Origin of the sequence: Lysinibacillus sp. BF-4 (assembly GCF_000743635.1) — a bacterium.
Lineage (GTDB): Bacteria > Bacillota > Bacilli > Bacillales_A > Planococcaceae > Metalysinibacillus > Metalysinibacillus saudimassiliensis.
In genome coordinates this window covers 1-11,387 of record NZ_JPUW01000054.1, presented here as the reverse complement: position 1 = coordinate 11,387, position 11,387 = coordinate 1, and the positions used below count along the sequence as shown (strand labels likewise).

Here is an 11,387-nt window from a genome sequence, read left to right as displayed (position 1 = left end):
GTAAAGCAAAGCAGTTTGACTGGATAGCCTAAGGAGGAAACGATTTTGTTTCCGCTCGATCTAAAATAAACAGCACCAAAAAAGCGCACAACATCAAGGGCTTAGCCGTTGCATTGTGCGCTTTTGCTTATTGTAATAGTTGATGGAGCTTGTCATCGCGCTCCTCAGGCGTCAGCTGTTTATTGTCGAGCAGCATCGCACCTGTACGGATTTCGGTACGCTCATCGTCCACTAAAAATTGGATTTTGGTATCCTTGCCATCCGCATACGCGCAGTCACCTTGCAACTCCACCACATCCTGATTTTTTGAGGTTTCGAAATAAATCCACTTGGCGTTTTCGCAGCTATCCGCTAATGAGCCGAGCGTTTTTGTGCCCAATGCGTCGAGTGTACTGCCTTGCACATACTGAATGTACGCATTATCTGTAATTTGTTTTTTTGGTCCAAACATAATAAAGAAGATAATCATAATCCCAATCGGAATGACCCATAAAATATTACGCTTTGTTAACTTCCCCATACTAACCCCTCCACTTCGTACATAGGCATTGTACCATCGTACGATTGTGCATACTATACTAAATTTTCGAAAAAGACTTAACTATTGCACACATTACTACTATAATAGTACAAATATACAGAATTTATGCCTAAATTATGAACAGTTACACAAATGGTATTGACGAAAAAACACATAGTTTGTACACTGTGTAAAAGCAAATGTTTTTCTAAGGCGTACACTATAATAAAAAAAGTAAGGAAATGATAATGATGATTGTATGTAAATTCGGTGGTACTTCAGTAGCGAGTGCAGAGCAAATTAAAAAGGTAGCAAGTATTGTGCAAAGTGATCCAGCGCGTAAAATTGTGGTGGTATCAGCGCCAGGTAAGCGCACAGGCGAGGATGTTAAGGTTACAGATTTACTAATTGACCTTGCGGATGCCACATTAAAAGACGTTGCCGTAGACGAAAAAATCGAGGCAGTTGTAGCACGCTACCGCGCGATTGCACAAGGGCTTGGGCTAGACGAGGCGATTTGTGAGGTAATCAAGGCGGATTTACATGAGCGCATTAAAGTAGACCAAACAAACACAGAGCTATTTATTGATAATATTAAAGCAAGTGGCGAGGATAATAACGCTAAGTTGATTGCGGCGTATTTTTCGAGCATTGGTATGAAGGCGCGCTACGAGAGCCCGCTTAACTCACTTGTGGTTAATGATTTACCAGAGCGTACGTATGCGATGCAAGAGGCGTATGATAATTTAGCTAAGCTTGCTGATACGGACGAAATTATTGTTTACCCTGGCTTCTTTGGCTATACAAAGGGCGGCACACTGCGTACATTTGACCGCGGTGGCTCGGATATTACAGGCTCGATTATTGCGGCAGCTGTACGTGCTGATATGTACGAAAACTTTACAGATGTGGACTGCGTATTTTCGGCAAATCCAAAAGTCGTTAATTGCCCAGTAGAGATTAAAGAGATTACGTACCGCGAAATGCGTGAATTATCTTACGCTGGTTTTTCGGTGTTCCATGACGAGGCGTTAATGCCTGTCTTTAAAGCGGGTGTACCTGTAAACATTAAAAATACGAATAACCCAACAGCACCAGGCACACGCATTGTATCAAAACGTTCGTCAAGTGGTCGTCCTGTGACGGGGATTTCGGCAGATAATGGCTTCTCAATTTTATACGTATCTAAGTATTTAATGAACCGTGAAGTCGGCTTTGGTCGTAAGTTACTGCACATTTTAGAGGACGAAAATATTTCCTATGAACATACGCCATCAGGCTTAGATGATATTTCGGTTATTATGCGCTCAGATCAATTATCAGATGATATGGAAGCACGCATTTTACGCCGTGTGAAAGAGGAGTTACTTGCGGATGATGTGGAGTTCCGTCATGGCTTCTCGATGATTGTTATTGTAGGTGAGGGCATGCGCCATAATACGGGGCTTGCGGCACGCGCAGCTGCAGCAATTTCACATACAGGGGCTAACATCGAAATGATTAACCAAGGCTCGTCTGAAGTGAGCTTAGTGTTTGGGGTTATGCAGATGTACGAAAACCAAATTTTACAAGCACTTTACGCAGAGTTCTTCTCAAATGTAACTGCATAAGCCAGTCGCACATGCCGCAGTTGTCGGTGTGTGCGTTTTGCGTTACACTACGGAGTGGGAGGTTAGTACGTTGAATAAAATGTTAATTGGTTTTGGGATTTCGGCCTTTGGTATTGTGCTATTTGCGCTGACAGTTTTAAATATTATTCCAGCAGAAACAAAAAACATGAAGCTCGGCATTGTAGCCGTCAGCTGGGTGTTTATTATTATTGGCTCTGTAATGCGCTATAAGGCGGTTACAAAGCAACATAAAGAGTGGAAAGCAAACCACAAAAATGAGATGCCCAAGTGAGCATCTCATTTTTTTATGCCTGTATAAAAGACGTGCCAGCTCGCTTCAACTCTACGCGTAGCAACGGCCTGTGGGGTATTGTATAAAATATCTGTTAGCAAAGCATTAGTAAGCGCAATAAAGGCATCTGCCGCAACGAGTGGTGTTACCGCAAGCGCTTGCTTGTGCTTGGTGAAAAGCGCCACAAAATACTGTTCACTCGCGAGGTAAATGCTTTCGACCTCTTGTTCGACGGTAGCCGCAAGGTGCTGTGGCGGGTAAAAGTTCATACGCAGCCAAAATTGTTGGGCACGCGATGTACGAAAGTGCGTAGCAAGTTCGGTTAAATAACGCTGTAATACATCGGCAAGTGCACCTTCACTTTGCGCAAAAAACTGTTCGTAAAAACGAAGTTCCTGTGCTTTAGAGTAGCTCAGGGCCGCTAAAAATATCGCGTCCTTATCCGCAAAATGGGCGTACAGCGATTGCTTTTTTAAGCCTACCGCTTCCGCAATTTGTGCGAGCGATGCGCCTTCATAGCCCCTATCTGTAAAGCAGTCGAGTGCTGCGCGTGCGATTTCTTCCTTCTTCAGTGTAATCCCTCCTTAACCAACAAGTTTTAAGCCTACAACAGAGGCAATAATAATGCCAATAAATAAAAAGCGACGCCAATCTTTGGCTTCATTAAACAGCAACATACCCATAATCGTAGCGCCTGCTGTGCCAACACCTGTCCAAATGGCGTAGGCTGTACCCATTGGGATGGTACGCATCGCATACGACAGTAAGGCAAGCGACGCCCCGAAAAATACAATCATAAAAATATAGCCATCTACTTTTTTATGGGCGGCACGGTTCATACTATAAACTGCGCCTACTTCACAAATCCCAGCAATTAATAAGGCAATCCAAGCCATTATGCCACCTCCCCAGTAACGCGGTGTAACCCGATGATGCCAATAACTAATGTACCAAGTAGCACAAGTTTAATCGCATGTGCGGGTTCGTTAAAAATAAAAATTTCGGTTAGCACCGTACCTACTGTACCAATGCCTGTAAACATCGCATAGACGGTGCTAGAAGGTAAGTGAGCCATAGCAGTAAGTAAAAAATAAAAGCTCGCAATAATGGCGATAACTGTTACGCCCCATGTAGCGACGCTGTCGGCATGCTTTAAACCTACTACCCAAATGATCTCAACTAACCCTGCAAGTAGCACCATAAACCAATATTTATTCATACTATCCTCTCCTTTACGAACGGTCGTCAGTTTTCTGTATTTTTTCACATAATCCGCCCGTTGTCAACTAAGGTCATCTGTTGCTTCGTTATAAATCATGGTAAACTTAGCACAGAAACATTTTGGGGGAGTGGCAATGACGATACAACAAACCGCAGATTGCGTTATTTTTCGTGCGCCAGCACCAATGAAGGTGGCGTCGTCGGCAATGATCAATGCGGGCATCGGCTATTATCAGAACTTTGTGAACCGTTCAGTACCAAAAAGTTATGATGAGCGCGATCCCCACGCCGAGTACACACGTTATTTAACAGCGCACGGCTTTATAATAGAAGAAACGGTGGCGATGATGACGGCAGTTTACGCTAAACATGCGGTCATTCGTACGTTTACGCATGGCGAGTTAAGCCTGACGGTAATGGTTACAGCAGGGCTTGGCAATGCGGTAGACATTACACGGGCGCTTTTGCGCAGCGAAACCTATCACGTGGGCACAATTAATATGTGGGTGCTCGTGGACGCTAAACTATCCGACGAGGCGTTACTGCAAGGGTTAATTTCGGCAACGGAGGCTAAAACAAAAGCACTTTTTACCGAAAACATCCTCGACCCAGAAACCCACACCCTCGCAACGGGTACATCGACAGATAGTGTACTTGTGGCGAGCTCACAACAAGGGAGCTACCAACAATATGCAGGGCCTATTACGGAGCTAGGCAAATTAATTGGGCATGGGGTTTACCAAACGATGCTTGCGGCCATTCGCGCGTATAAAAAAGAGGTGGGTGCTGGTACATGGCGTTAATTTTTGTATGGGCAACGCTGCTTGCGGTAGTGTTTGATTGGGTAGTAGGTGACCCGCCAAAACTGCCACACCCTGTACGCTTTATTGGCAACTTCATTAGTGCGCTAACAAAGCGGCTCAATCATGGTGAGCATCGTAGGTTAAAGGGAGCTGTGCTAACATTTTGTACAGTTGGGGTAACAGTACTTGTAGTAGGGGCAATTATGGTCGTAACCTACCGCATTCACTTTTGGTTAGGCTTTACGACAGAGGTTGTACTCATTGGTACAGCATTAGCGCAAAAGAGCCTAAAGGAAGCGGCAATGGCTGTGTATACGCCAATTGTGGCAGGAGATTGGCAAGAGGCACGTACTAAACTGTCGTGGATTGTAGGGCGAGATACGATGCACCTTGAGGAAGGCGAGCTCGTGCGCGGCGTGGTAGAAACCGTGTCCGAAAATACGAGCGATGGTGTTACGGCACCTCTTTTTTATGCGCTGTTATTTGGCGCAGTGGGCGTATGGGCATATAAAGCCATTAACACCCTAGACTCTATGGTCGGGTATAAAAATGACAAGTACGCAACATTTGGTACGTGCTCGGCTGTGCTTGACGACATTGTTAATTACATCCCAAGCCGTATTACAGGGCTACTTATTGTCCTATTGACTAAAAACGAAACACCGCAAACGCTCAAACAACGCCTTACGCGCTGGTGGCGTGATGCGAAGGTGCACCCAAGCCCAAATAGTGGCTACTTAGAAGCGGCAACAGCCGTTCAGCTAGGCATTCAGCTTGGGGGTTATAATCAATACGAGGGCGTGACGAGCTATCGTCAAGTTATGGGCGAAAAGCAAGTACCACTCACGCGCGCACATATTAAAAAAGTGATTACGCACATGCATATCGCAACACTAGGCTTTACAATTATTGGCGCAGGGATTGTTGTAGCGCTACATATTTTATGGGAGGGATTACGTTGAAACTAGTATTTATTGCAGGCGGTGTACGCAGTGGTAAATCTGCCTTTGCGGAGGCGTTAGCGAGTAATAGCTATACGCCTGAAGGACGCCTTGTATATATGGCGTCTGGTGTGGCAATGGACAGTGAAATGAAACAACGCATCGCACGCCATCAACAAGATAGAGAGCGTCAAAGCATGACATGGCACACCATCGAGGCCCCGCTTCGTATTGGCGCAGTAATGAGCACTTTACGCGAGGGTGACGTAGTACTGTGGGACTGTGTCACGACGTGGCTTACAAATATGATGTATATGCCAATGCAAAACAAAACAATTAATAGTAGCGAGCGCTTAGAGGAGGCGCGCGGCATTGTAAAAGATGCCTTAGCGACCATCCGCACCCGCGATATTACGCTCTATGTCGTATCAAATGAATTATTTGACGAGCCTGATTTACGTCATAATGAGCTTAACCATTACCGCAAAGTGCTAGGTGATATTCATCAGTGGCTAGTTGCCGAGGCAGACGAGGCGTACGAGTTAACTGAGGGCATTGCCAAGCAGTGGAAGTAAGGGGGGCTTAGTGTGTGGCATAGTATTTTAGCAGCACTGCAATTTTTTACGGTAGTGCCTGTGCACCGCGAAATCCCGCTGACAAAGCGCACAGTAACAGGGATGTTTATTACCCTCGCATGGCTAGGTATGCTGATTGGTGCGGCAGATTATGCCGTATTATGGGGCCTATCTCATTTTAATGTCACCCCATTACTAGTAGCGTTAGCGCTCGTTTTAACAAGTGCCATTATTACAGGAGGGCTACATTTAGACGGCTTTATTGATACATGTGATGCCTTTTTCTCGTATCGCGATATCCAAAAACGCCACGAGATTTTAGATGATCCGCGTGTTGGTGCGTTTGGCGTTATGGCATTTGTATTTTTAATTTTATTAAAAATCGCCTTGCTTTATGAGTTGCTTCAGCTTGGTGTTGTAAGTTGGTGGGTGCTTATTTTACTGCCATTTATGACACGTAACGGCATGTTGTTATTTTTATTAACGACTAAGCCGGCTAAAGACAAAGGCATCGCGCACTTCTTTATGCAAAAGCTGCACAAAAAAACAGCCTATTTTGCGCTGTTTCAGTTAAATGCGATTATTGCACTATTTGTATTGTTGAGCGCTAGTATTTTACCTATTATTTTAGCCATTGTACTACTCGTAACAGTCGTGATTTACCGTAGCTTTGCGCTGCGCAATTTTGACGGTATTTCAGGCGATTTACTCGGTGCTTACATCGAAGGGGCGGAGGTGCTATTATGGCTCGTGCTGCTGTTGTACTACGCCTAATGCGTCATGCCAAAACACCAATGAACGCGCGTAAAGAGTACCTTGGTTGGACAGATGATGCTATCCTAGCGCAGGCGTTGCCCGTGCAAAGCTATGCACAGCACACGATCATTGGTAGTGATTTACTGCGCTGTCGCCAAACAGCGGCGGCGTATTTTCCGCATGCTACATACATTAAAGAGCCGCGTTTACGCGAACTGGATTTTGGGGATTTTGAGGGCAAAACGTACGCGCAATTACAGCATAATGCCGCATACTGCGCGTGGCTAGATGACCCGTACGCTCCTGTGCCTAACGGCGAAAATTTTGCGGACTTTTTACAGCGCGTCTATGCAGGTTTTTTAACAAATGCGCGTGATAAAACAATTATTATGACCCACGGCGGCGTAGTGCGTGCGTTACTGCAACGCTTCGCCCCAAAAGAGCACCCGTACTGGCATTACAGCGCGGGGCATGAGCAAGTTTACACCCTAATTTGGCAACACCAACAAGACTTTGAGGAGGCACGACGATGCACGTATTTATTGGAGGAGCACATAGCGGCAAAACCGCATATGTCGAAAAAATCGTAGAAGGTAAGGATGCAAGTTGGTTGATTGGCACAGCTCTGACGTCTATTGACGCACCTGTCATTGTTATCGATTGCTTAGAAGACTGGCTCGTGACACAGGACTTAAGTGACGAGGATGCGGTAGTTGAGGCGTTAATGACAGATGTGCGTGCTTTAGCTGCACAAGCTACGCTTTATGTTGTCGTGGCAGACGTTGGGCGCGGCATCGTACCAATGGACAAAAAATTGCGTCAGCTGCGCGATGTATGCGGACGTTTTTATCAGCAATTATTTGCGGAGGCACAAAGTGTAACCCGCATCTGGTATGGACTGCCTGAGGTACTAAAAAAGTTTGAAAACGTCTGACTTGTAATCAAGTGAGTAAGAACTATTGTCAGCCCAAACACAATATGCTAGAGTGTTAATAGCAAACACATACTATATATAGTATTACACGTTTTGATATACGGTGCTCTAGCGATAGAGCTGAAAAAGGGAATTTGCCAAAAAATTTGCGCAAAGCTGTCCCCGCAACTGTAAACGATGACGAAATCTACGAGCCACTGCGCATGAGCGGGAAGGGTAGATGGAGGGTGATTCGAGAGCCAGTAGACCTGCCGATTATCAAATAGCACACACTCTTCGGGGATTGAGAAGTGGAAGCGAGCGATTACGTTGTCTAGTTCACTTAATCCTTTTTTCCATTTCTTAACCATGCATTTTTTTACCATGCACCCGCTGAGGTGTATGGTTTTTTTGTGACAAGCGTTTGTTCCGTACAACTACTGTACGTTTATTTTTAGGAGGGTTTTTTATGACAATCAAAACAATGACAAGTATTTCAGCACGCGTAGACGCACTTACCGAAAAATACGGTGAGGAAGCAATTGAGCAATTTTTACGCCAATCCGATCGTTTTTTACGTAAAAACGAAGCGGCAACCTACGGCGAGTGGGCAGATGCGATGGTGCTTCAAACATTAGGCTTTATCGACGAAGAAGAGCCGTACTGGACGTTTGTAGCGGCAGATATTTATTTGCATAAACTGTACCATGATGCAGCAAGTTTGCGCGGTGTAGCGGCAGACAACGTATACGAGAGCTTTAGCGTTAACCTAGCTAAATATGTAGCAGCAGGGCTTTACTCACCTGTGCTTGTTGAAAAATACTCACCTGAAGAATTAACAACATTAACCAATACCATCGTGCCAGCGCGCGATACATTATTTACGTACATCGGTCTAAAAACAATTATTGACCGTTACGTGGTGCGTGATTACAGCAAGCAAACGGTAGAGCTACCGCAAGAGCGCTTTATGGTCATTGCGATGATTTTAATGCAAGACGAAAAAGACAACCGCATTGCTAAAGTACAAGAAGCTTACTGGGCAATGAGTAATTTATATATGACGATGGCAACACCAACACTTGCGAACGCAGGTAAAACACATGGTCAACTTTCAAGCTGCTTTATTGATACAGTAGACGACAGCTTACAAGGTATTTATGACTCAAATACGGACGTAGCCACACTATCAAAATTTGGCGGCGGCATTGGCGTGTATATGGGTAAAATCCGTAGCCGTGGGTCGGCAATTCGCGGCTTTAAGGGCGCATCAAGTGGTGTACTCCCTTGGATTAAACAACTTAACAATACAGCCGTATCCGTTGACCAGTTAGGCCAGCGCCAAGGTGCGATTGCAGTTTACCTTGATGTATGGCATAAGGACGTATTTACCTTCCTTGACCTACGCTTAAACAATGGTGACGAGCGTATGCGTGCGCATGATATTTTTACAGGGCTTTGCCTACCAGACATCTTTATGGAAGCCGTACAAGCGCGTAGTGACTGGCACTTATTTGACCCGCATGAAGTACGTAATGTCATGGGCTTTAGCCTAGAAGATTACTACGACGAAAAACGCGGTGAAGGCTCATTCCGCGACAAGTACGCGGCATGTGTTGAAAACCCTGAGCTAACACGCACAGTCGTACCTGCGATTGATATTATGAAGCGTATTATGCGCTCACAACTCGAAACAGGCGTACCATTTATGTTTTACCGTGATGAAGTCAATCGTAAAAACCCAAATAAACACGAAGGCATGATTTATTCGTCAAACCTTTGTACCGAAATTGCGCAAAACATGAGCCCAACGGAGTTTGAGTCAGTTGAACTTGAAGACGGTCTGATTGTCACAAAGCGCAAAGCAGGCGACTTTGTTGTATGTAACCTAAGCTCGATTAACTTAGGACGCGCTGTACCAGCGGACGTACTAGCACGCGTTATCCCAATTCAAGTACGTATGCTTGATAATGTCATTGAACTTAACACCATTCCTGTACGTCAGGCAGAGCGCACAAACGCACGCTACCGTGGTATCGGGCTTGGCACATTTGGTTGGCATCACCTGCTTGCCCTAAAGGAAATCGCATGGGAAAGTGACGAAGCTGTACAATTTGCGGACGAACTATACGAACAAATCGCTTACTTAACGATCCAAGCTTCAAGTGACTTAGCAGCCGAAAAAGGCGCGTACCCATTATTTGAAGGCTCAGACTGGCAAACAGGCGCGTACTTTACAGCGCGTGGCTACGAGGGCGAGGCATGGGCAGACTTACAAGAAAAAGTTGCCACACAAGGTATGCGTAATGGCTACACAATGGCAGTTGCCCCTAACTCAACAACAGCGATTATTGCAGGCTCAACGGCCTCAGTCGACCCAATTTTCCAAAAGAGCTACTCTGAGGAGAAAAAGGACTATAAAATTCCGGTAACAGTACCAGATTTAAACGCAAAAACGACATGGTTCTACAAGTCAGCGTACTTTATTGACCAAAACTGGTCAGTTAAACAAAATGCGGCACGCGGACGCCATATTGACCAAGGGATTTCGTTTAACCTGTATGTACAAAATACAGTAAAGGCGAAGGACTTACTACAACTCCATTTAAATGCATGGGATAGCGGTGTCAAAACGACGTATTATGTACGCTCAACATCCGTTGAATTAATTGACTGTAGTTCATGCGAAAGCTAAAAGGAGAGAAAACAAATGCAAGTACACGAACGCACGATTATGGACAAAACAGCACCCAACGCCTCAACAGGTATTATTAACGGGCGCTCGTCTAATATTTTAAACTGGGATGACGTCCGCTTTAGCTGGGCGTACCCAAAATACAAAAAGATGCTAGGTAACTTTTGGACACCATTTGAAATTAACATGAGTAATGATGTTAAACAGTTTCCTGAGCTAACAAAGGATGAGCAAAACGCCTTCTTAAAAATTATTGGCTTGCTTGCCTTACTTGACTCTATTCAGACGGACTATGCAGGGCGCGTAGCGGATTATTTAACGGACTCTAGCCTAAATGCCTTAATGATTATTTTAGCGCAACAAGAAGTTGTGCATAATCACTCGTATTCGTACGTATTATCAAGCATCACAACAAAAGACGTACAAGATGCAACATTCGACTTTTGGCGTACAGAGCCAACACTCGAAAAACGTAACGACTTTGTGATTAAGGGCTACCGTGATTTCATCGAAAATCCAACTGTAGACCACTTACTAACATCAATCGTGCATGATATTATTTTAGAGGGATTATTCTTCTATTCAGGCTTTGCCTTCTTCTATCACTTAGCACGCAATCAAAAAATGGTTGCCTCAAGCACAATGATTAACTATATTAACCGTGATGAGCAACTGCACGTAGATTTATTTATTAAAATCTACAAGGAAATTTTAAACGAGTTTCCGGAGTATGATACAAAAGAGCGTGAGGCACAAGTCATCGAAATCTTTAAAGAAGCGGCAGCACTTGAAGTGGAGTGGGCACGCGAGATTATTGGTGATAAAATCGAAGGATTAGACTATGAGGACATTGAGGACTACGTCTACTTCTATACGAATGTGCGCTGTAACCAACTGGGCTATGAGCGCCCATACGAGGGCTACCGCAAAAATCCAATGAAATGGATTAAAGCGTATGAAGATGTAGATATGGGTAAAACCGATTTCTTCGAACAAAAATCACGTCAATACGTAAAAGTGAACGTTGAGGATAACGGCTTCGACGAACTATAATAGGAAAG

Annotated in this window: 14 protein-coding genes and 1 riboswitch; of the genes, 10 read left to right on the top strand and 4 right to left on the bottom strand. The window is 44.6% G+C overall.

The window, feature by feature from the left end; genetic code table 11:
- Positions 1-127: 127 nt before the first annotated feature.
- A complete protein-coding gene (locus tag CH76_RS12490) occupies positions 128-520 on the bottom strand; it encodes a hypothetical protein (RefSeq protein ID WP_036146927.1) in 393 nt (130 codons plus the stop codon).
- 251 nt (positions 521-771) lie between these two features.
- Here CH76_RS12490 and CH76_RS12485 point away from each other — a divergent pair, with 251 nt between their 5' ends.
- Positions 772-2,130: an aspartate kinase gene (locus tag CH76_RS12485; protein ID WP_036146924.1), complete on the top strand. Its 1,359-nt coding sequence runs from the start codon at positions 772-774 to the stop codon at positions 2,128-2,130.
- A gap of 70 nt (positions 2,131-2,200) precedes the next feature.
- Positions 2,201-2,422, top strand: coding sequence for a hypothetical protein (locus CH76_RS12480; RefSeq protein ID WP_036146922.1), 222 nt, complete (start codon positions 2,201-2,203; stop codon positions 2,420-2,422).
- Positions 2,423-2,427: 5 nt separating this feature from the next.
- Here the strand turns inward: CH76_RS12480 and CH76_RS14120 are convergent, their stop codons facing one another.
- The 3 genes from CH76_RS14120 to CH76_RS12465 form a co-directional block, all read right to left on the bottom strand.
- On the bottom strand, positions 2,428-2,691 hold the full coding sequence (locus CH76_RS14120) for a hypothetical protein (RefSeq protein ID WP_036146920.1): 264 nt from the start codon (positions 2,689-2,691) through the stop codon (positions 2,428-2,430).
- 315 nt (positions 2,692-3,006) lie between these two features.
- Positions 3,007-3,318 carry a multidrug efflux SMR transporter gene (locus CH76_RS12470; RefSeq protein WP_036146917.1) on the bottom strand — a complete coding sequence of 104 codons (312 nt, stop codon included), beginning with the start codon at positions 3,316-3,318 and terminating at the stop codon, positions 3,007-3,009.
- Positions 3,318-3,641 (bottom strand): multidrug efflux SMR transporter, encoded by a 324-nt coding sequence (locus CH76_RS12465; RefSeq protein ID WP_036146916.1) that lies wholly within the window; start codon positions 3,639-3,641, stop codon positions 3,318-3,320. Before CH76_RS12465 ends, CH76_RS12470 begins: the two co-directional genes overlap by 1 nt.
- Positions 3,642-3,777: 136 nt before the next feature.
- Here CH76_RS12465 and CH76_RS12460 point away from each other — a divergent pair, with 136 nt between their 5' ends.
- The 8 genes from CH76_RS12460 to CH76_RS12425 all read left to right on the top strand — a co-directional run bounded on the left by CH76_RS12460 (position 3,778) and on the right by CH76_RS12425 (position 11,379).
- Positions 3,778-4,446 carry an adenosylcobinamide amidohydrolase gene (locus CH76_RS12460; protein WP_152553342.1) on the top strand — a complete coding sequence of 223 codons (669 nt, stop codon included), beginning with the start codon at positions 3,778-3,780 and terminating at the stop codon, positions 4,444-4,446.
- The gene (gene cbiB, locus CH76_RS12455) at positions 4,437-5,408 is read left to right on the top strand and encodes an adenosylcobinamide-phosphate synthase CbiB (RefSeq protein ID WP_036146912.1); all 972 of its coding nucleotides are present in this window, start codon (positions 4,437-4,439) and stop codon (positions 5,406-5,408) included. The genes CH76_RS12460 and cbiB overlap by 10 nt, the downstream gene beginning before the upstream one ends.
- Positions 5,405-5,962 carry a bifunctional adenosylcobinamide kinase/adenosylcobinamide-phosphate guanylyltransferase gene (locus CH76_RS12450; RefSeq protein ID WP_081892707.1) on the top strand — a complete coding sequence of 186 codons (558 nt, stop codon included), beginning with the start codon at positions 5,405-5,407 and terminating at the stop codon, positions 5,960-5,962. The genes cbiB and CH76_RS12450 overlap by 4 nt, the downstream gene beginning before the upstream one ends.
- A gap of 12 nt (positions 5,963-5,974) precedes the next feature.
- Complete coding sequence (gene cobS, locus CH76_RS12445; protein ID WP_036146907.1) at positions 5,975-6,736, top strand: adenosylcobinamide-GDP ribazoletransferase; 762 nt, start codon at positions 5,975-5,977, stop codon at positions 6,734-6,736.
- Positions 6,706-7,308, top strand: a complete 603-nt coding sequence (locus CH76_RS12440) for a histidine phosphatase family protein (protein WP_036146905.1) — start codon at positions 6,706-6,708, stop codon at positions 7,306-7,308. The genes cobS and CH76_RS12440 overlap by 31 nt, the downstream gene beginning before the upstream one ends.
- Positions 7,248-7,652, top strand: a complete 405-nt coding sequence (locus CH76_RS12435; protein WP_036146902.1) for a bifunctional adenosylcobinamide kinase/adenosylcobinamide-phosphate guanylyltransferase — start codon at positions 7,248-7,250, stop codon at positions 7,650-7,652. Before CH76_RS12440 ends, CH76_RS12435 begins: the two co-directional genes overlap by 61 nt.
- An 84-nt stretch (positions 7,653-7,736) precedes the next feature.
- A riboswitch (cobalamin riboswitch) is annotated at positions 7,737-7,923 on the top strand.
- A gap of 177 nt (positions 7,924-8,100) precedes the next feature.
- Positions 8,101-10,326, top strand: a complete 2,226-nt coding sequence (locus CH76_RS12430) for a ribonucleoside-diphosphate reductase subunit alpha (RefSeq protein ID WP_036146899.1) — start codon at positions 8,101-8,103, stop codon at positions 10,324-10,326.
- 15 nt (positions 10,327-10,341) lie between these two features.
- Positions 10,342-11,379: a ribonucleotide-diphosphate reductase subunit beta gene (locus tag CH76_RS12425; protein ID WP_036146898.1), complete on the top strand. Its 1,038-nt coding sequence runs from the start codon at positions 10,342-10,344 to the stop codon at positions 11,377-11,379.
- Positions 11,380-11,387 lie beyond the last annotated feature (8 nt).